This is a genomic window from Comamonas aquatica NBRC 14918 (assembly GCF_000739875.1).
Taxonomy (GTDB): Bacteria; Pseudomonadota; Gammaproteobacteria; order Burkholderiales; family Burkholderiaceae_C; genus Comamonas; species Comamonas aquatica.
The window spans coordinates 16321-37329 of the sequence record NZ_BBJR01000061.1 but is presented as its reverse complement, the minus strand read 5'-3'; the positions used below and the strand labels follow the sequence as shown (position 1 = coordinate 37329).

Genomic DNA, 21009 nt, shown 5'->3' with positions numbered 1-21009 from the left:
AACACGCACTTCTTTGTGTGCGACGGGGCTGACAATCTTCCAGGCCGCCTGGGCGGTGTCGCGCGGGATCGGCTCTCCGGTGGCCATGCCATCGCGATTGAGCAGCACCGCCACGCGCGGCGTGGCCGCCGAGGCACCGCGGCGGATGACCACGCCGGTCTCCCCGCTGGCCAGCCGGACCCAGGCGCCGGGTGGGTAGATGCCCAGGGCCTTGACCAGGGCGGCGCCTGCTTCGTCCATGGACTTGGTCTCGTCGTAGTAGCTGGCCTGCATGGCCGAGGTGACGGACATGGGGTCGCGGTTGGCGCGCGGGGCGATCCGGGCGCCGAAGATGTCGGCGCGCTGGATCAGCCGGGCCATCTGCTGCCCCAGGGTCTTTTCCGCCAGCTTGCCGGGCGCGCGGTGGTGGTGGGCGCGGATGGCGTCCAGCCACAGCGGGTCGCTGATGCCCATGCTGCGCAGGATGGCGACCGAGCTGTCCGAGTGGGTGTCGATCTCCTGGGCCTGCTGCGGGCTCAGCGGCGCAGTTTGCTGCGCCAGGTCATCCTGCAGCTGGGCCATGCCGATGTTCATGCTCAGCGCGGCGCGCCCCAGCGGCAGCACCCGATTGTCGGGCCAGCGCAGGGTTTCGCGGGCGGCCGTCATGCAGACCACCGCCGTGAGCATGGCATGCGTGGCGCTGTAGTAGCGCGTTTCCTCGGCCGACATCTGCATCAGGGCCAGCAAGGTGCCGTCCGTGGTTTTGAGCAGGTACTGGTTCAGTGCACTGAACAGGTCTTCAAAGCGCTGGGCAAAGTCGCCGGGCTGGGGGTTGCGCAGCAGCTGTGTCAGGCCCAACTGCCACTCGCGCCAGGCCGGAGGCCCGGAATCACGCAGACTTTCCACGGGGGCCGCGGTGGTCTGCATGGTCATGTTGGCGATCTGGTTCAGCGGTTTGTCCGACAGCAGCAGTGACTGGATCTGGGCCAGAAAGGCCCGGTAGCTGTCGCCGGACTCGTCGGTGTCGACGAACAAGGTTTGCCCGCGGGCCAGCAGGATGCGCAGATCCTCGGCCGAGCGGATGACGAAGCCCTTGTTGGCCAGCAGGCTGCCGCCAACGCCCCGCAGTGCGAACGGGATGGGCTGACCAAAAGGAATGGTCGCTAAATTGAGTTCAACGAGTTTCATTGCAACAACAAACAGGGTTGAACATATTTTTACATTTTTGGACGGGCGTCTTTAGCGGGCAGACCCCGCAATCCCAGGTTTCAACGCTGGAAGACGGCATGCCACAGCGCCAGGATGGCGTCACGGTGCTGGGCCACGGTGGCCTCGGGGACCTGGCCATTGCCCTCGTCCAGGCGCGATTTGTGCTGGATGCGGCGCAGTTCGCGGTACGCGGTGGCGGCGTGCTGGCCCACCCCTTCAGGCAGCAGCCCAGCCGCTTCGGCGCGCTGCAACAAGGCAATATTGCCGACGTTGCCGATCAATTCAGGGTGCTGGCGGGATTGGGACAGCACCAAGTATTGCACGGCAAATTCCGCATCCACCATGCCGCCCGGGCTGTGCTTGACGTCGAACAGGGCGCTGCGCACCGGGTGGGCGCCACGCACGCGTTCGCGCATGCTGACGATTTCTTCCTGCAGCGACTGGGGATCGCGGGGGGCCGTGATCACGGCCTCGCGTACGGCATCGAAGCGCTGGCGCAGGTCATCGCTGCCCAGCACGAAACGCGCGCGGGTCATGGCCTGGTGCTCCCAGGTCCAGGCGGTGTTGCTGCCGCGCTGCTGCTGATAGTCGGAATAGGACTGGAAGCTGCTGACCAGCAGGCCGGAATTGCCGTTGGGGCGCAACGCCGTGTCGATCTCGAACAGGTCGCCCTCGCCGGTCTTGACGGTCAGCCAGTTGATCAGCTTGCGCACCCAGGCGGTGTAGATCTCGGGGGCGTTTTCATCGGCATCGTCGAAGATGAAGACGATGTCCAGGTCGCTGCCGTAGCCCAGCTCCTTGCCGCCCAGCTTGCCGTAGCCCACGATGGCGAAGTTGGGGCTGTCGCGGTGGCGCTGCTTGAGGCGCTTCCAGCACCACTGGGCGGTCACGCGCAGCACGCTGTCGGCCAGGGCGCTGAGGTCGTCTGCCACCTGCTCCACCGTGATGGCCCCTTCCACGTCGCGGGCCAGGGTGCGGAAGGTTTCCGCATGGTGGGCGCGGCGCAGCAGGTTCAGCAGGTTTTCGTCGTCGTCCTCGCCGGTGCTCTCCAGGGCGGCCAGGCGCAGCGCCATCTCGTGCTCGAAGTCGGCGGCGACAAAGCGTTCGGTGAATAGCTGCTCGCTGGCCAGCTCGTCGATCACCCCAGGGTGTTGCAGCAGGTAGCGCGCCGGCCATTTGGCGGCCCCCAGCAGGTGCAGCAGCCGGTCGATGACGGACGGGCGCTCAAGCAGCAGCGCCAGGTAGCTTTCGCGGCGCAGCAAGGGCTCCAGCCAGTTGATGAAGCGGATGGCGGACGTTTCCTCCAGCTGCCCCTGGGTGACGCGCTGGGCGGTTTGTTGCACCAGGCGGAACAGGCGGCTGCGGGCTTCGTCGCGCAGGCCCCGCACCTTGGGGTGCTCGCGCCATTCGGCCACGCGCGCGGCCATCAGCGGCGGAATCTGTTCGATCAGGGTGTCCAGCTCGGGGGCCGGGGCCTTCTGTGGCGCGCGCGGTCCGCCGCACATGCCACTGCTGCAGCCGTCGGACTGGTTGCTGCCCAGCAGGGTGTCGAACTCCTGGGCCACCAGTTCCCGGTGGGCATCCAGCTGCAGCAGGAAGCTGCGGGTGTCGGCATAGCCCATGGTGTGGGCGATCCATTCCAGGTCTTCGTCCCGCGTCGGCAGTACATGGGTCTGCTGGTCGTCCAGGTACTGGATGCGGTGCTCCACGTTGCGCAGGAAGGTGTAGGCCTGGGCCAACTGGTCGGCGGTGTCCTGCGGCATCAGGTTGGCGCGGGCCAGACGCTGCAGCGCTTCGAGGGTGGGGCGGCAGCGCAGTTCCGGGAACTGTCCGCCGCGCACCACCTGCAGCAGCTGGACCGTGAATTCGATCTCCCGGATGCCTCCGCGCGAAAGCTTGACGTCGTTGGCACGCTCCGGGTGCCCGGCGCTGCGGCGGGCCGCATGTTCGCGGATCTGGCGGTGCAGGCTGCGCAGCGCGTCAAAGACGTTGTAGTCCAGGTAGCGGCGGAACACGAAGGGCAGGACCACGGAGCGCAGGGCCTGGACATTGGGTTCCTTGATGCTGGCGGTCGGCGCCACGACGCGGCTCTTGAGCCAGGCAAAGCGCTCCCACTCGCGGCCATGGACCTGGAGGTAGTCCTCCAGCGCCGACAGGCTGATGGCGGCCGGGCCGGAGTTGCCGTGGGGCCGCAGCGCCAGGTCCACACGGAAGACGAAGCCATGTTCCGTGGTGTCGCCGATCAGGCTGTAGATCGCCTTGACGGCCTTGCCGAAGTATTCATGGCTGCTGATCTTGCCGCGCCCGTCGGGCTGGCCCTGGGTCTCGCCTTCGTGCTCGTAGACATAGATCAGGTCGATGTCGCTAGAGACATTCAGCTCGCGGGCGCCAAACTTGCCCATGCCGATGATCCACAGGGGCACGGCCTGGCCGTCGGCGCCCAGCAGCGGGCCATGGCGTTCGTCCAGTTCCTGGCGCGTCTGCTGGCAGGCGCGGTCCAGCGCCAGTTCGGCCAGGGCGGTGACTCCCTGGGTGATGGTGGCCAGGTCGGCCTGCTGGCTGCAGTCCAGCGCCATGAGGCGCTCCATCGCCAGTTGTCGCAGCATGCGCAGGGCGGCCGACAGCGGGTGGCCCTGCGCCTGCAGCGCCTGCAGGGCCTGTTCCAGGGTCTGCCGCGTGGGCGGGCCGGGGGGCAGCAACGCTAGGACGTCGCCATAGCGGCGGTGGAGGCGCTGCCAGAAGCGCGAATGGGCGGCGGGGCTTGTCGCGGGCGTCGGAATAGGGTCTGCGATCTGCATGCTTGGCGCTGGTTGTGCGAGTTCACGGCGTCCTGTGGACGTTACCCGGGATGTCCTGCCCTGGTCGGAGCAAGCGGGCGATAATTCCAGCCACTGGTGAACCCACGAATGATCGATCTGAGCCCTCCCCCTCCTTCAAGAAAGCTGCATCTCGTGGCCCGCGTGGCGCGTTGGACCTTGGGACTGGTGCTGGCGTTCTGGTTGGTGCTGATGGGCGTATGGGGGGCTCTGCACGGATTCATTGTGCCGCGAATTGGGGAGTGGCGCGTGCAAGTGGAGCGTTTGGCGACGCAGGCCCTGGGGGCTCCGGTGCGCATCGATGCCCTCACGGCGCGCTCGGAAGGCCTGTTCCCGACCATCGAGCTGTCCGGTGTGTCCATCATGGACCCGCAGCAACGCCAGGCTTTGATGCTGCAACGGGTGGTGGTGACGGTGTCGGCGCGCTCGGTGCTGCGCCTGGGGCTGGAGCAGCTGTATATCGATGCCCCCGAGCTGGACGTGCGCCGTCTGCAGGACGGGCGCTGGCAGGTCGCGGGCCTGGACGTGGTGTCCAGCGACGCCACGCAGGACAACCGGGCCCTGGAGTGGCTGCTGGAGCAGCCCGAGCTGGTGATCCAGCGTGGCGTGGTGCAGTTCACCGACGAACAGCAGTCCCCCGAGACCACGCAATGGCGCGATGTGGAGGTGGTGGTGCGCAACCGCCACTGGCACCACGTGCTGCGCATGGACGCCACCCCCGTGGCAGGCGAGGGCGAGCGCATGCAGGTGGTGGGCGAATTCCGCCAGCCGCTGCTGCCTTCGTCCCTGCCCCCGTGGCAGCGCTGGAATGGCCAGTGGTATGCCGCCTTGCAGATGCGCCAGGTACCGGCCTTGCCCTGGCCCCAGGCCTGGGGCATCCAGGCGATCGAGGCCCGCGGCGCGGTGCGCGTCTGGGTTGATGTGGCCCGCGGTCAACCGGTGGGCGTGTCGGCCGACGTGGCCCTGCCCCAGGCTCAGATCCAGTGGCGCGACAGCCAGGTACCGGCCTTGCAGCTGCAGCAGTTGCACGGCCGGCTGCAGGCCGACTGGCAGGGCCAGGCCTGGCGGCTGTCCGGCCAGAATTTCAGCTTTGTCCAGGTGGATGGCCAGCACTGGCCCAGCAGCAACTGGGAGGTGCGCACCTCGGGGCCTGCGGCACAACCGCGCACCCAGGTGTCCCTGGACTATGCCGACATCGCCATGGCCGCGCAGGTGGTCCAGGCCTTGCCGGTGCCGGCCGAGGTGCTGGCCCCATTGCAGCGCTGGAAGCCCGAAGGCGCCGTGCGGCAACTGCAGCTGGAATGGGTCTCGCCCACCGACTACCAGGCGCGCGGACGTGTCAGCGGCCTGGTGGTCCAGCCGCAGCCGGCCGAGCACGGGACCGGATTGCCCGGGGTCGAGGGCTTGAATGCCACCTTTGAGCTGGACGAGCGCGGTGGCAAGGCCAGCCTGGATCTGCAGTCCGGGGTGTTGCACTTCCCCGGGGTGTTCGAGGAGCCGGCGATCCCGATGGACATGCTGCAGGCGCAGGTGCGCTGGCGGGTGGACCGTGGCCACCTCCGGCTGGATGTGCCCACCCTCCGCTTTGCCAATGCCGATGCCCAGGGCCAGGCGCAAGGCAGCTGGCGCATGGGCGAGACACCGGAAGACCGCCTGCCCGGCTATCTGCAGCTGACCGGGGAGCTGGAGCGGGCGGATGGCGCGCGCGTGCACCGCTACTTGCCGCTGGAGGTGCCGGAGCTGGCGCGCCACTATGTGCGCGACAGCGTGCGCCAGGGCGAGGGCCGCAAAGTCCAGTTCGAGGTGCGCGGCAACCTGCACGACATGCCGTTCGAGCAGCCGGGCAGCGGGCGCTTTTACATCCAGGCGCCGGTGCGCAACGTGGTCTACGACTTCGCCCCGCAGCGGCTGCTGGGGGCGGGCCACCTTCCGTGGCCGGTGCTGCAGGACCTGAGCGGCACGCTGGTGTTCGAGGGCAACAGCATGGTGGTGCAACAGGCGCGCACCGGTTTCCAGGGCCAGGGCGCCTTGCGCATGGACAGCATCGAGGCGCGCATTCCCGATCTGAACCACCCGCACCTGACGCTCAAGGTCGCAGGCCAGGCGCCGCTGCAGGCGCTGCTGGGGGTGGTGCAGACCTCGCCCCTGGCCGCCATGACCGAGCATGCGCTGGACACGGCCAAGGCCCAGGGTCCGGCCAGCCTGGCGTTTGAGCTGGACCTGCCGATTGACCACCTGGAGCGCACCCGGGTGCAGGGGCGCCTGGGCTTGCGCGGCAACAGCCTGCAATTGACCGCCTCCACGCCGCTGCTGCAGCAGTTGGGGGGCGAGGTGCGCTTCAGCGACCAGGGCTTTGCCTTGGCTGGGGTGCAGGGGCAGTCGCTGGGCGGACCAATCAAGCTGGACGGCGGCATGGCCTCGGTGAAGGACGGCGTGCGCATCCAGGCCCAGGGGCAGGCCACGGCCCAGGGACTGAAGAAGGATGGCAGCTTGCCGGTGGCCACGCAGCTGGCGGAGCATGCCGAGGGCCGGGCCGCCTACAGCGTCAGCGTGGTGGCCAGGCAAGGGCAGCAGACGGTGGTCGTACGTTCGGACCTGCGCGGCCTGGCCCTGCGTTTGCCCGCCCCGCTGAACAAACCTGCCGAGGACAGCCTGGGGCTGGAAGTGACGCAGACGCTGGATGCCGCCCATCGCCAAGAGCTGCGGGTGGAGGTGGCCGGGCGCGGCCAGGTGGTGTATGCCCAGGACGTGTCCGTCGAACCGGCCCGGGTGCTCGCCGGGCGCATCGTGCTGGGCGAGTGGCCCAAGCAGGGCCTGCCCGACAGCGGGGTGGTGGCGCAGGTGCAGTGGCCCACGCTGGATGCCGATGCCTGGCTGGCGGTGCTGGACGCGGGCGGCGGCAGTGGCGCCAGCGCCGTGCCGGCGCAGGTCCAGAGCTACCTGCCCCAGCGCCTGGAGCTGCGCGTGCCGCGCCTGCTGCTGCGCCAGCGCGAGCTGGTCGGTGTTCAGGCCGACCTGGTGCACAGCGGTGACACCTGGCGCGGCCAATTGCAGGCCCAGCAGTTTGGCGGCTATGTCGAATACCGCTCCGCCAGCGCGGGCGGCAGCACGGGGCGCCTGTTTGCGCGCCTGTCCCACCTGTCGATCCCCAAGGCCGAGGCGCAGCGCCTGGACCAGGCGCCGCCGGACGATGTGGATCCGGACAGCCTGCCGGCCCTGGACATCCAGGTGGAGCGTCTGGAGATTGCGGGCAAGGCACTGGGGCAGCTGTCGCTGCAGGCCCGCAACCGCGCCGGCGAGGCAGGGCGGGAGTGGTTGCTGGAGCAATTCCAGCTCACCACCAAGGAGGCCCGCTGGAAGGCGAATGGCTATTGGGGCGCCGCCCGCCCGGGTGCTGCGCGCACCACGCACCTGAGTTTTCTGCTGGACATGGACAGCGCCGGGCAACTGCTGGACCGCTTCGGCATGGAGGGCGTGATCCGCGATGGCCGTGGCCAGTTGAGTGGCCATATCGCCTGGCGCGGCTCGCCCATCACGCCGCATTGGCCGAGTATGGACGGGGCGGTGCACCTGCAGGTGGACAAGGGGCAGTTCCTGAAGGCGGAGCCCGGCATGGGCAAGCTGCTCAGCGTGCTCAGCCTGCAGTCGCTCTCGCGGCGGGTGACCCTGGATTTCCGCGATGTCTTCAGCCAGGGCTTTGCCTTTGACTTCATCCGCGGCGACGTGAACGTGGTCCAGGGCGTGGCGCGCACCAACAACCTGCAGATGAAGGGCTTGAATGCCGCCGTGCTGATGGAAGGCCAGGCCAGCCTGGTGGACGAGACGCAGGACGTGACCGTGGTGGTGGTGCCCGAGATCAACGCCATGACGGCGTCGCTGGCGGCCACGGCCATCAACCCGGTGATCGGTCTGGGCAGCTTCCTGGCCCAGGTCTTCTTGCGCGGGCCGCTGATGGAGGCGGCCACGCGCACCTTCCACCTGCACGGCACCTGGAGCGACCCCGTGGTCGATCCCGTGCGCAAACGCCCGGCCGCCGCCCCGGCGGCCAGTGAGGCCCCCACCACCCCACCCGGAGGACGCCCATGAAAGTCGCGGTCTTGCAAATGGTTTCCACCCCCGACGTCGCGGAGAACCTGCGTGCGGCGCAGCAGCTGGTGGCCCAGGCCAGCAGCGAAGGGGCCGAGCTGCTGGTGCTGCCCGAGTATTTTTGCGGCATGGGCTGGCGCGACACCGACAAGCTGGCATGGGCCGAGCCGCTGGGCACCGGGCCGGTCCAGCAGGCGCTGGGGCAGATGGCCGCCACGCACGGCGTGTGGCTGGTGGCCGGCACGGTGCCGATCCGCGGCGCGGACGTCCACAAGGTGCGCAACACCAGCCTGCTGTACGACCCGCAAGGCAGGCAGGTGGCGCATTACGACAAGATCCACCTGTTCCGCTTTGCGACGGACAGCGAGCGCTACGACGAGACCGCCGTGATCGAGCCCGGGGCCACGCCCGTGGTGGCGGCGATCACGGACCGCAGCGGCCAGACCTGGACGCTGGGGCTGAGCGTGTGCTACGACCTGCGCTTCCCTGAGCTGTACCGCCAGCATGCGGCCCTGGGGGCCGACATTCTGCTGGTGCCGGCGGCCTTCACCCACACCACGGGCCAGGCGCACTGGGAGGTGCTGCTGCGCGCGCGGGCGATTGAAAACCAGTGCTGGCTGCTGGCGGCCGCCCAGGGCGGCAAGCACCCGAACGGGCGCCAGACCTGGGGCCAGAGCATGGTGGTCGATCCCTGGGGGCAGATCGTGGCCCAGCAGGAACAAGCCGGGCCTGGCATCAGCTACGCCGTCCTGGAACTCTCATTTTTGCAGCAGGTGCGCCAGCGCCTGCCTGCCCTGGAGCACCGTTGTTTGTAAATCCGCTGCAACCTTGGCCCTGGCAGCGCTGGCACAGCGCCTGGCGCCGCTGGTCCCTGTGGACCCTGTTGGTCGTGCTGGTGGCCGGCATGCTCATCATCATGGTCTGGCTGGCCGGGCGCTACGAAGCCTCGCAGGTGCAGGACAAGCTGGAGCGCGACGCCGCGCAGGCTGTGGTCGAGATCCGCTCCGCGCTGGGGCGCAACCTGCAGGACCTGCAGGCGGTGAACGCCCTGCACGTCACGCCCGAGCAGTGGAGCGTGCGCGTGGCCGAGATGCTGCAGGTGCGCCGTGAACTGCTGCGCGTGGAGTGGCGCGGCGAGGACATGGACATCCGTCAGGTGGCGGAAACGCCCTACCGCTCGGTGGTGTGGGACACCGACCTGCGCGAGGAATCCTTCAGCCACGCGGTGACGGCCTGTGCCAACGCCAAGCGCACCAGCAGCCCGTCGTATTCGCCCAGCTACTTTCAGATCCTGGGCGAGGCCATGGGCGCCGAGCTGATGGAGGTGTGCCTGCCGCAGATGGAGGCCGGCCACATCAAGGGCTACATGGTGGGCACCTATTCGCTGCAGAACATCCTGACCACCCAGGTCAGCAAGAACCTCACACAGAGCCAGGAAGTCTCGTTCACCGAGCCCGACGGCACGCGGCTGGCGCTGGTCGGCGCGGCCTGGCGCGGCTCGCGCGTGTTCACGGCCCAGCACCTGCTGGACCTGCCGGGCAACACCATGGTGCTGCGCATGGACAGCTGGCACCGCGCGCCCAGCGTGTTCCCGAACGTGCTGACGGCCCTGGTCACCGGCATGGCGATTGCGCTGGGCTCGGTGCTGGTGGTGCTGGTGCGCGACAACCGTCGCCGCCTGCGCGCCGAGCGTGACCTGGGCGACGCCCTGGCCTTCCGCAAGGCGATGGAGGACTCGCTCATCACCGGGCTGCGCGCGCGCGACCTGCAGGGCCGCATCAGCTACGTCAACCCGGCGTTCTGCGCCATGGTGGGCTTCAGCGCCGACGAGCTGTTGGGGCAAAGCTTTGCCCCCTACTGGCCGCCCGAGCTGGCCGAGGAATACGTGCGCCGGCAGGCGCGGCGCCTGGCCGGGGCCATCCCGGCGGCGCGCGAAGGCCATGAGTCGGTGTTCATGCGCAAGGATGGCACGCGCTTTCCGGTGCTGATCTTCGAAGCCCCGCTGATCAATGCCCAGGGCCAGCAGACCGGCTGGATGAGTGCCTTCATCGACATCACCGAGCAGCGCCGCATGGAGGAGCTGACCCGGGCCTCGCACGAGCGCCTGCAGGCCACGGCGCGCCTGGCCACGGTGGGGGAAATGGCCTCGCTGCTCAGCCACGAGCTGACCCAGCCGCTGATGGCCATGTCCAGCTACGCCAACGGTTCGCTGAACCTGCTGGCGCAGGATGGCGACCTGGAGCGGCTGGAGGCCGGCGCCCTGCGCCAGCGCCTGCACGAGCTGCGCTCGGCCATGCAGCGCATCGCCTTCCAGGCCGACCGTGCGGGCAAGGTCATCAAGAGCGTGCGCGACTTCGTGCGCCGCCGCAGCCAGACGCACGAGGGCATCACCGCCACCGAGCTGCTGGATGCCGTCATGCCCCTGGTGCGCATGCAGGCCAGCAAGCTGGGCGTGCAGGTGCAGGTGGACATCGAGCCGCGCCTGCCCCCCGTAGTCTGCGACGCCACCATGATCGAGCAGGTGCTGCTGAACCTGGCGCGCAACGCCATGCAGGCCATGGAGCAGGCGCCGCCGGCGCACAAGGCGCTGCACATGCGCGCCTTGTGGGACGACGCCGCGCAGCGCGTGGTGTTCGCGGTCGAGGACCAGGGCTGCGGCATTCCGCCCGAGGTGGCCGAGCAGCTGTTCACCCCCTTCTTCACCACCAAGGACGAGGGCATGGGCCTGGGGCTGAGCATGTGCCGCACCGTGCTGGAGCAGCACGGTGGAGAATTGCGCCATGCCGCGAATGCCCCACGGGGCACGGTGTTTACCTTCAGCCTGCCGGTGGCGGGCCTTCAAGACCAGTTAAGCTGATTCCCATGGAACCTGTGACCAATGCCACGGTGTATATCGTGGATGACGATGCGGATGTGCGTGACGCCCTGGCGTGGCTGCTGCGTTCGCGGCGCCTGTACAGCGAGAGCTTTGCCAGCGCCGAAGACTTTCTGTCCATGCTGGCCGAGCGCCCCGTGCCCCGCCATCCCCAGTGCCTGTTGCTGGACGTGCGCATGACGGGCATGACCGGCCTGTCGCTGTTCGACCTGCTCAAGCAGCGCGAGGGCCTGATCCAGACCGTGCCCGTGATCTTTCTGACCGGCCACGCCGATGTGCCGACCGCCGTGCAGACCGTCAAGCAGGGCGCCTTCGACTTCTGTGAAAAACCGTTTTCGGACAATGTGCTGGTCGACCGCATCGAGCAGGCGCTGCAGCAGTCGGCCCAGTACCTGGAGGCTACGGCCCTGCGCCATGTGCTGCTCAGCCGTCTGGGCGAGCTGACCGACCGCGAGCGCGGCGTGATGCAGCTGGTGGTCGAGGGCGTGCCCAACAAGCTGATTGCCGACCAGCTGGACATCAGCGTGCGCACGGTGGAAGTGCACCGCGCCCGCGTGTTCGACAAGATGCAGGTCAAATCGGCCGTGGAACTGGCCAACCTGCTGCGGGCGCACGGCCAGCTGTAACGCGGCCCGGAGGCGCCCCTGCGCCCCTCGCTGCGGGGACGTCCCATGGCGTCGGGCGGTGGTGGTTGTGCACCCCGCCATCAAAAAAGGCTCTGAATGCATTCAGAGCCTTTTTGCTGTCTGGTGCTTGTCTATCAAGCGCCAATAGCTATGCTTTTTGGCGTGTTACTGCGCGCGCTCGCCGACAAAGATTTCCACGCGGCGGTTGCGGGCGCGGCCTTCGTTCGTGCTGTTGGAGGCAATCGGCTGGTAGGAGCCGCGGCCCTCGGTGTGGATGCGGCTGCCGCTGACGCCACGCATCATCAGGTAGTCGCGCGTGCTGTTGGCACGGTTGAGGGACAGCGGGTTGTTGATGGCGTCCGAGCCGGTGCTGTCGGTGTGGCCGACGATGCGCACTTCGGCATTCGGGCTGGTGCGCAGGCCTTCGGCAAAGCGGTCCAGGATGGGGGCGAAGTTGCTCTTGATGTCGTAGCGGCCGGTGTCGAACGAGATGTCGCTGGGGATCTCCAGCTTCAGCTGGTTGTCCGCGGTCTGCACCACGTTGACGCCGGTGCCCTGGGTGGCCGCCTGCATTTCCTGCTTGCGCTTTTCCTGGTTCTGCGACCAGATGTAGGTACCGATGCCGCCCACAGCGGCGCCGGCCACGGCGCCGACACCGGCCTTGCCCCCGGTGGCCGCGCTGATGGCGGCGCCGGCGAGTGCGCCCACCCCGGTGCCGATGGCGGTGCGTTTTTGGGTGTCATTCATGCCGGAGGTGCCGTCCGCGGCACAGCCGGAGAGGATGAGGGCGGCCGCCACGGTGGCGGCCAGGGTCAGATTCTTGCGCATGGTTGTATTCCTTTTCATGGTGGCACGGCGGTGTCGCGCCGTGCGTGGGACCATTGTGCGAATCGCCACGACCAGGTCTATCGGTCACGCCAGATGCCGAGCGTAGGAATTTGCCCTTGCGGCGCGGCCTCAGTGCGGGTCGCGGGGGGCGTCCTGGGGGGGCAGTTCCCCTTTGCTGCGACCCTGGAACATGGTCCACCAGACAATGCCCAGCAAAATCACCAAAGCTAGCAAAGCTTCAAGCAAAATCAGGCCCATGACCGTATCTCTCCTGCTTCGTGTGTCGATGGCGCTGATTGTAGGCACCCTCGCCGCCTGCTCCTCCGGCCCCCGCGTTCCCCCTGCTTCCACGTCCCCAGGCGGTCCGAGCACCAGTTTTCCCACGGGTGCGGTCATCGACACGGCCCCGCTGGGGCCCCCTTCGCTGCGCGCCAAGAGCCGCTGGCTGCCGGTGCGCTGGGCGGAGCTGCCGGGCTTTGACGACGACGCGCTGCACGAAGCCTGGAACGCCTGGCTGCGCAACTGCGAGCGGCCCCACGCCGCCCTGGCGGGCCTGTGCAAGGACGTGCGCCGCCTGAGCATTGCCAGCCCGGCCGAGCAGCGCCACTGGCTGCAGACGCAGTTGCAGCCATACCGCGTGGAGTCGCTGGATGGTCGCTCGGAAGGCATGCTGACCTCGTACTACGAGCCCGAGATGGTCGGCTCGCGCGTGCGCACGGCCGAGTTCAACATCCCGCTGTACCGCACGCCGCAGAGCTTGGGCACACGCAAGCCCTGGTACACGCGCCAGCAGATCGAGACGTTGCCGGAGGCCCAGGCCGCGCTGGCCGGGCGCGAGATCGCCTGGCTGAACGACCCGGTCGAGGCCCTGGTGCTGCACATCCAGGGCTCGGGCCGGCTGCGCATCACCGAGCCCGATGGCAGCGTGCGCCAGATCCGTCTGGCGTATGCGGGCACCAACGACCAACCCTACAAGAGCGTGGGCCGCTGGCTGCTGGACCGGGGCCTGATCACCGACGCCAGCTGGCCCGGCATCAGTGCCTGGATTGCTGCGAACCCGGGGCGGGTGCAGGAAATGCTGTGGAGCAACCCGCGCTATGTGTTCTTCAAGGAAGAGCCGCTGGAGGGCCTGGACGCGGCCTTCGGCCCCAAGGGCGCGCAGGGCGTGCCGCTGACGCCGGGGCGCTCCATCGCGGTGGACCGCGGCAGCATCCCCTATGGCACGCCGGTGTGGCTGTATTCCAAGGGCATGGAGGTGGAGTACAAGCGCCTGGTGATGGCGCAGGACACGGGCAGCGCCATCGTGGGCGCGGTGCGGGCCGACTATTTCATGGGCTGGGGCAAGAGCGCCGGGGATCTGGCCGGGCGCATCAAGCAGCCGCTGCGGCTGTGGGCGCTGTGGCCCAAGGGCCTGCCGGTGCCGCAGCAATAAACAGAGCAGCTGGCGCTCGTCTGCTGATACTTTCAAGGTGTTTTGTATTTGAAAGCATTGTGGGATGAGCGCTGCCAGCTCTCATTTCTGCGAATCTTTCCCCCTCTGCACCCAGGCTGCTTCGGCAGCCTTTTATGTGCCGCGCCAGCGCGGCGCGCGGCCATGCGCACCGCAGGAAGGTGGTCACGATGGCGCCGCAAGCCGCAAGCCGCAAGCCGCAAGCCGCAAGCCGCAAGCCGCAAGCCGCAAGCCGCAAGCCGGCGGGCAGGCACCGTACGAGCTTGCTGCCCCGCCGCGCAGCGCGGGTGGCGTTGGTGTCTTGCTGGGCCAGCAGGGGCGACCGGGTGCGCTTCAGTCGGTTTCGAAAAAGCGGCTCACGCGCGGCGGCTGGTCCAGCACGTGGAAGGCCAGCTTGCGCTCGCGCAGGGCCACGTCGGCGGCCGTGACGCGTTCGAAGCGGCGCAGGTGCTCGGTCCAGGACTCGTCCACGATCTGCTCCACATAGCGCTCGGGCTGCTCCATGCTGTGCAGCAGGCTCCAGCCCACGGCGCCCTGGCGCAGGCGGCTGCGGCGACTTTCCTGCATCAGCGTGCGAAAGCGCTTGGCCTTGGCCGGGTTGATGCGGTATTCGATCTGCACCACCACGCGGCCGCTTTCGGGCTGGTCGTGCGTGGGCGGTGTCCAGGCCTTGGAGGGGCTCAGGTCTTCCAGCGCCTGGCGCTCGGTCACCAGGCGCTGCACCAGCAGCATCACCAGCACGCCGGTGGCGGCGGCGCACAGCAGGCTGGTGGGCACGCTGGTCAGCGAGGCCACCTTGCCCCACAGCGCCGCGCCGATGGCCGTGCCGCCCATGATGGACATCTGGTAGGCCGCCATGCCGCGCGCGCGCACCCAGTTGGGCAGGGCCATCTGGGCCTTCACGCCCAGGCTGTTGGCAGTGGAGATCAGCGCCATGCCCGCGACCATCATGCAGGCGATGGCCAGCAGCAGGTGCGGCACCAGGGCGATGCCCACGGTGGCCAGCGCCATGGTGCAGGTGCCGACGATGACCAGCTTCTCGCCCAGCGCCTGGCGCAGGCGCGGCAGGAACATGGCACTGACGATGGCGCCCGCGCCCATGGAGGCCAGCAGGATGGTGAAGGTGCCGGCGCCGCCGACGAAGTGCCCCTCGAAGCGCTGGGCCGTCAGCGGCAGCAGCGCCATGATGGCCGTGGACATGAAAAAGAAAGCCACGGTGCGCGCGATCACGGCGCGCATGCGCGGCGATTCCTTGACGAACTGCAGGCCCACGCGCATGGCGCTGTGCAGGCGCTCGCGGCCCAGCGGGTTCTCGGGCTGGTGGCGCTTCCAGCGCACCAGCACGATGCCCGAGATGATGGACAGCACGGCATTCAGCACAAACACCCAGGCGCTGCCCAGGCTGGCGATGATGCCGCCGGCCACCAGCGGGCCGATGATGCGCGAGGCGTTCATGGCCACGCCGTTGAGGGCCATGGCCGAGGGCAGGTGGGACTTGCTGACCATCTCCGGCAGCAGGGCCGAGAACACCGGCCAGCGCATGGCCGTGCCGATGCCGTTGGCAAACGTGAGGGCCAGCAGCAGCGGCGCCGTCATCCAGCCCATGGCCACGGTGATGCACAGCAGCACCGCCACCGTGGCCACCAGGAACTGCGTGGCAATCACGTAGCGGCGGCGGTCCAGGATGTCGGCCAGCGCGCCGCTGGGCAGGCCCAGCAAAAAGACCGGCAGCGTGGACGCCGTCTGCACCAGGGCCACCAGCACCGGCGAGGTGGTCAGCGAGGTCATCATCCAGGCTGCGGCCACATCGTTCATCCACATGCAGATGTTGGCGGCCAGCGTGACGCCCCAGAGCATGCGGAAGCTGGGCGAGGCCGCCAGCGGCGCCCAGGTGGACACGGGCTTGGCAGCCTGCGTGCTGGGCGTGGCACCCGGTTCTTCAAGAATCCGCCCCGGCTGGGGCGTGTGCGACGGAGGGGCTTGGTGGTCTGGCATCACCGGCGATTGTCGCGGCAGCGGCATTTTCTTGCAGTCCAGGTTTGGACAGGGTCCAAGCCCTGGGGCGCTATAGCCCGGAGGGCACGGGGGGCATTGGCCAGACGGGGCTGGCCTTGACCTCGCCCAGCGAAAAGCTGGTGTGCATGTCCTTCACGTTCGGCAGGTTCAGCAGCACGCGGCGCGTGAACTGCGAAAAGCTCTCCAGGTCCTTGGCCACCACCTGCAGCTCGAACATGCCCTTGCCGCTGATGTAGTGGCAGGTCACCACCTCCGGGATGGCGCGAATCGCCTCTTCCATCTCGCGCGTGCGGGCGCCGGAGCTGATTTCCGCATCGATGCGCACAAAGGCCAGCACGCCCAGGCCGATCTTGTGGCGATCGATGGCAGCGTGGTAGCCCAGGATGTAGCCGGCCGCCTCCAGCGCCCGCACACGGCGCCAGCAGGGGGCGGCGGACAGGCCGACGCGCTGCGCCAGCTCGGCGTTGGTGAGGCGTCCGTCGGCCTGCAGGTGGGTCAGGATGGCCAGGTCAAATTTGTCCAATTGATTCACGTTAACCCTTGTTTGAGCAAGATTCTTGCTCAATAGTGGATTTGAAGGGCAAAAAAAGCAATCACTTACCCGAACGGGACTTCTACACTTGATTCACGTCATCGACACAGACACAAGAAGAGGCCGGTCATGAGCCAGGCCTCACACCAGGAGACACAGATGAAGGCCCCACGCAATGACGTCGCGCTGCGCGCGCACGCCCCCGCCCGCTTTGGCGACCTATGGCACCACGGTGCACACCCCTGCGCAGGAGGTGTGCAATGAACGCCCCGCTGGACGACGTCACCCGCCGGGCGCTGGAAAGCATCACGCTCGATGACAAATACACCCTGGAGCGCGGCCGCGCCTTCATGAGTGGCGTGCAGGCCCTGGTGCGCCTGCCCATGCTGCAGCGCCAGCGTGATGCCAAGCACGGCCTGAACACCGCCGGTTTCATCAGCGGCTACCGGGGCTCGCCCCTGGGCACCTACGACCAGTCGCTGTGGGCGGCCAAAAAGCACCTGGAGGCCCAGCACATCGTCTTCCAGCCCGGCGTCAACGAGGAACTGGCCGCCACGGCCGTCTGGGGCACGCAGCAGCTGGACCTGTACCCGCAGACCAAGAAATACGACGGCGTGTTCGGCATCTGGTACGGCAAGGGTCCGGGCGTGGACCGCTGCTCCGACGTGTTCAAGCACGCCAACATGGCGGGCACGGCCCAGCATGGCGGCGTGATCGCGATTGCGGGCGACGACCACATCAGCAAGAGCAGCACCGCTGCCCACCAGAGCGACCACATCTTCAAGGCCTGCGGCACGCCGGTGTTCTTCCCCAGCAATGTGCAGGACATCCTGGACATGGGGCTGCACGCCTTCGCCATGAGCCGCTTCTCGGGCCTGTGGTCGGGCATGAAGACCATCCAGGAGGTGGTGGAGTCCTCGGCCAGCATTGCCGTCGATCCGGACCGCGTGAACATCGTCCTGCCCGAAGACTTCCAGATGCCGCCCGGCGGCCTGCACATCCGCTGGCCCGATGCGCCGCTGGAGCAGGAAGCGCGGCTCATGGACTACAAGTGGTACGCCGCGCTGGCCTATGTGCGCGCCAACAAGCTGAACTACAACGTGGTGCAGGGCGCCAACGATCGCTTTGGCCTGATCGCCAGCGGCAAGGCCTACAACGACATGCGCCAGGCCCTGGTCGACCTGGGGTTGGACGATGCGGTCTGCCGCCAGCTGGGCATCCGCGTGCACAAGGTGAACGTGGTCTGGCCGCTGGAGGCGTCGATCACCCGCGACTTCGCCCAGGGCCTGCAGGAAATCCTGGTGGTCGAGGAAAAGCGCCAGGTCATCGAATACCAGCTCAAGGAAGAGCTCTACAACTGGCGGCCCGACGTGCGCCCCAACGTGCTGGGCAAGTTCGACGAGCAGCCCGGCGACGACTCCGGCGGCGAATGGAGCATGCCCAACCCCAGCCAGAACTGGCTGCTGCGCCCCAAGGCCGACCTGACGCCGGCCATCATTGCCCAGGCCATTGCCAAGCGCCTGAAGAAGCTGGGCGTGCCGGCCGACATCGAGGCGCGCATGGAGCAGCGCCTGGCCGTGATCGCCGCGCGCGAGCGGGCCCTGGCCGAGCTGCCTGCTGGCGGCAATGACCGCACGCCCTGGTTCTGCAGCGGCTGCCCGCACAACACCAGCACCCGCGTGCCCGAAGGCTCGCGCGCCGTGGCCGGCATTGGCTGCCACTACATGACCACCTGGATGCCTGACCGCAACACCAGCACCTTCACACAGATGGGCGGCGAGGGCGTGACCTGGGTTGGCCAGTCGCCCTTCACGCAGGAAGCCCATGTGTTTGCCAACCTGGGCGACGGCACCTACTTCCACAGCGGGCTGCTGGCCATCCGCCAGAGCATTGCGGCCGGGGTGAACATCACCTACAAGATCCTGTACAACGACGCCGTGGCCATGACCGGCGGCCAGACCGTGGGCGAGCGGCCCGAGGGCCACTCCGTGGCGCAGATCGCGCACAGCCTGCGCGCCGAGGGCGTGGTCAAGCTGGTGGTGGTGACCGACGACCCCAGCAAATACCATGGCCGCACGCACCACATCGACGCCAACCCGGCGCGTGCCCAGCACCAGGAGCTGATCAACGACCTGCCGGCCGGCATCGAAGTGTTCCACCGCGACGAGCTGGACCGCATCCAGCGCGAGTTCCGCGCCATCCCCGGCTGCACGGCCATCATCTACGACCAGACCTGCGCCACCGAAAAGCGCCGCCGCCGCAAGCGCGGCACGCTGGCCACGCCCGACAAGACCGTGGTCATCAACGAGCTGGTCTGCGAGGGCTGCGGCGACTGCTCGGTGCAATCCAACTGCCTGTCGGTGGAGCCCGTGGAAACCCCGTTCGGGCGCAAGCGCCGCATCAACCAGAACACCTGCAACAAGGACTATTCCTGCGTCAACGGCTTCTGCCCCAGCTTCGTCACCGTCGAAGGCGGGACCTTGAAGAAGCCCAAGAAGGAGAAGAAGGGCGATCTGTCGTCCTTGCCCGCCATCCCCGAACCCCAGCTGCCCAAGGCCGACACCGCCTGGGGCATCGTGGTCGGCGGTGTCGGCGGCACCGGCGTGATCACCATCGGCTCCCTGCTGGGCATGGCCGCGCACCTGGAGGGCAAGGGCGTGATCACGCAGGACGCCGGCGGGCTGGCGCAAAAGGGCGGCGCCACCTGGAGCCACATCCAGATCGCCAACCGCCCCGAGGCCATCTACACCACCAAGGTCGACATGGCCAAGGCCGACCTGGTGATCGGCTGCGACCCCATCGTGGCGGCCAACAAGGCCTCGCTGGCGGTCATGCAGAACGGCCGCACCTTCGTGGCGCTGAACAGCCACGGCACGCCCACAGCGGCGTTCGTGCACAACCCCGACTGGCAATTCCCCGGCGGCAGCTGCGAGGCGGCGATCGCCGGGGCCGTGGGCCCGGGTCTGGTCGGCTGCTTTGACGCCGAGCAGGCCGCCGTGCAGTTGCTGGGTGACAGCATCTACACCAACCCGCTGATGCTGGGCTATGCCTGGCAAAAGGGCCGGGTGCCACTGACCCGCGCCGCGCTGATGCGCGCCATGGAACTCAACGGCGTGCAGGTGGCCAACAACCAGGCCGCCTTCGAGTGGGGGCGCCGCTGCGCCCACAACCTGGCCGAGGTCGAGGCCCTGTACCGCACGGCCCAGGTCATCCAGTTCGTGAAGAAGACCGGCCTGCAGGAGCTGGTGGCCCAGCGCGAGCAGTTCCTGACGGGCTACCAGAACGCGGCCTATGCGGCGCAGTACCGCAGCTTCGTGGACCAGGTGCAGGCGGCGGAAGGGCGGCTGGGCAGCTCCACCCGGCTGACCGAGGCCGTGGCCCGCTACCTGTTCAAGCTGATGGCGTACAAGGACGAGTACGAGGTGGCACGCCTGCACACCGACCCGGCCTTCACCGCCAAGATCGCCGACATGTTCGACGGTGACTACAAGCTGGTGCACCACCTGGCGCCCCCGCTGTCGGCCGCCAAAGACGCTCAGGGCCACCTGGTGAAAAAGTCCTACCAGCCCTGGATCCGCAGCGCGTTCGGCGTGCTGGCCAAGCTCAAGGGGCTGCGTGGCACCCCGCTGGACCTGTTTGGCCGCACGGCCGAGCGCCGGACCGAGCGGGCGCTGATCGTTGAGTACCGCGACTGCATCACGCAGCTGCTGCCGCAGTTGACGGCCGACAAGCTGGAGCTGGCGGTGCAGATTGCGCGCATCCCCGAGGACATCCGCGGTTACGGCCACGTGAAGGAGCGCCACCTGGCAGCGGCGCGCAGCAAATGGCAGGGCCTGATGCAGCAGTGGCAGGCCCCGCAGCCCGGCGCCCAGCACCGGGCCTGAAACGGGTGGGGCGCGGGGGGCACCGTGCCCCGTCCGGCGGACGGCGGCGTGGCCGTGCCGGCTGAAAATATTTAAACCATAGCTGCTCACGCATGCTGGATGCGCGTCAGAGCACGATTTGGCTTGAAAAACCCGGGCCGGCAAACACCGGCCCGGACTCAGGTTTAGCCCCGGCTGCTCCCAAGGCGCACGCATACAATGCTTCGTTGACTTGTGCTCGGCTATGCTGTAGCGCTTGGCAGGCCGGATGGCCTGTTCTTTTTTTGACCCATTCCGCTTTGGAGTTCGTCCGTGTTTATTTCTTCTGCCTTTGCCCAAACCGCCCCTGCTGCTGCCGCTGGTGGCGGTGACATGATGTCCTCGCTGACCGGCATGCTGCCCCTGGTGCTGATGTTCGTGGTGCTGTACTTCGTGATGATTCGTCCCCAGATGAAGCGCCAGAAGGAGCACCGCTCCATGGTGGAAGCCTTGGCCAAGGGCGACGAAGTGGCCACCGCCGGTGGCATCCTGGGCCGCGTGGTGGACCTGGACGAGCAGTTCCTGTTCATCGAGATCGCGTCCGGCGTGAAGGTGCAGATCCAGCGCAGCGCCGTGGTGCAGGTGCTGCCCAAGGGCTCCGTCAAGTAATCAGCCGCATTCGCTGATCGAGTGGGCCGGTGGGCTTTCCCAGGCATGCCGCGCCCTGTTTCCTGCGTGAGAGATAGAGCG

The 21009-nt window shown here is 68.0% G+C and carries 12 protein-coding genes; 7 read left to right on the top strand and 5 right to left on the bottom strand.

Going from position 1 to position 21009, the window contains the following annotated elements:
* Positions 1-1167, bottom strand: a 1167-nt coding sequence (locus CA2_RS14180; RefSeq protein WP_042418612.1) for an HD-GYP domain-containing protein, incomplete at its 3' end; no start/stop codon positions are given.
* An 80-nt stretch (positions 1168-1247) separates the two neighbouring features.
* Positions 1248-3986, bottom strand: coding sequence for a bifunctional [glutamate--ammonia ligase]-adenylyl-L-tyrosine phosphorylase/[glutamate--ammonia-ligase] adenylyltransferase (gene glnE, locus CA2_RS14175; protein ID WP_042418609.1), 2739 nt, complete (start codon positions 3984-3986; stop codon positions 1248-1250).
* A gap of 108 nt (positions 3987-4094) precedes the next feature.
* On the opposite strand from glnE, the gene CA2_RS14170 reads away from it, so the two are divergent.
* The 4 genes from CA2_RS14170 (at position 4095) to CA2_RS14155 (ending at position 11591) form a co-directional block, all read left to right on the top strand.
* Positions 4095-8090 carry a YhdP family protein gene (locus CA2_RS14170; RefSeq protein WP_042418607.1) on the top strand — a complete coding sequence of 1332 codons (3996 nt, stop codon included), beginning with the start codon at positions 4095-4097 and terminating at the stop codon, positions 8088-8090.
* The gene (locus tag CA2_RS14165) at positions 8087-8905 is read left to right on the top strand and encodes a carbon-nitrogen hydrolase family protein (RefSeq protein ID WP_042418604.1); all 819 of its coding nucleotides are present in this window, start codon (positions 8087-8089) and stop codon (positions 8903-8905) included. The genes CA2_RS14170 and CA2_RS14165 overlap by 4 nt, the downstream gene beginning before the upstream one ends.
* An 89-nt stretch (positions 8906-8994) precedes the next feature.
* Positions 8995-10947: a two-component system sensor histidine kinase NtrB gene (locus CA2_RS14160; RefSeq protein ID WP_081889021.1), complete on the top strand. Its 1953-nt coding sequence runs from the start codon at positions 8995-8997 to the stop codon at positions 10945-10947.
* Between the two features lie 5 nt (positions 10948-10952).
* Positions 10953-11591, top strand: a complete 639-nt coding sequence (locus tag CA2_RS14155) for a response regulator transcription factor (protein WP_042418598.1) — start codon at positions 10953-10955, stop codon at positions 11589-11591.
* A gap of 165 nt (positions 11592-11756) precedes the next feature.
* Here the strand turns inward: CA2_RS14155 and CA2_RS14150 are convergent, their stop codons facing one another.
* Positions 11757-12419 carry a YiaD family glycine zipper/OmpA-like lipoprotein gene (locus CA2_RS14150; RefSeq protein WP_042418596.1) on the bottom strand — a complete coding sequence of 221 codons (663 nt, stop codon included), beginning with the start codon at positions 12417-12419 and terminating at the stop codon, positions 11757-11759.
* A 256-nt stretch (positions 12420-12675) separates the two neighbouring features.
* Between CA2_RS14150 and mltA the strand changes: the two genes are divergently transcribed.
* Positions 12676-13851 (top strand): murein transglycosylase A, encoded by a 1176-nt coding sequence (mltA, locus tag CA2_RS14145; protein WP_500861406.1) that lies wholly within the window; start codon positions 12676-12678, stop codon positions 13849-13851.
* 351 nt (positions 13852-14202) lie between these two features.
* Here mltA and CA2_RS14140 read toward each other — a convergent pair whose 3' ends face one another.
* Together CA2_RS14140 and CA2_RS14135 are read right to left on the bottom strand one after the other, a co-directional pair.
* Positions 14203-15864: an MFS transporter gene (locus CA2_RS14140; RefSeq protein WP_042418633.1), complete on the bottom strand. Its 1662-nt coding sequence runs from the start codon at positions 15862-15864 to the stop codon at positions 14203-14205.
* 70 nt (positions 15865-15934) lie between these two features.
* The gene (locus CA2_RS14135) at positions 15935-16417 is read right to left on the bottom strand and encodes an Lrp/AsnC family transcriptional regulator (RefSeq protein ID WP_042418590.1); all 483 of its coding nucleotides are present in this window, start codon (positions 16415-16417) and stop codon (positions 15935-15937) included.
* A gap of 260 nt (positions 16418-16677) precedes the next feature.
* Here CA2_RS14135 and CA2_RS14130 point away from each other — a divergent pair, with 260 nt between their 5' ends.
* Both CA2_RS14130 and yajC read left to right on the top strand, forming a co-directional pair.
* Positions 16678-20301, top strand: a complete 3624-nt coding sequence (locus CA2_RS14130; protein WP_042418587.1) for an indolepyruvate ferredoxin oxidoreductase family protein — start codon at positions 16678-16680, stop codon at positions 20299-20301.
* A 291-nt stretch (positions 20302-20592) separates the two neighbouring features.
* Positions 20593-20928 carry a preprotein translocase subunit YajC gene (gene yajC / locus CA2_RS14125; protein WP_042418583.1) on the top strand — a complete coding sequence of 112 codons (336 nt, stop codon included), beginning with the start codon at positions 20593-20595 and terminating at the stop codon, positions 20926-20928.
* Positions 20929-21009: the final 81 nt, after the last annotated feature.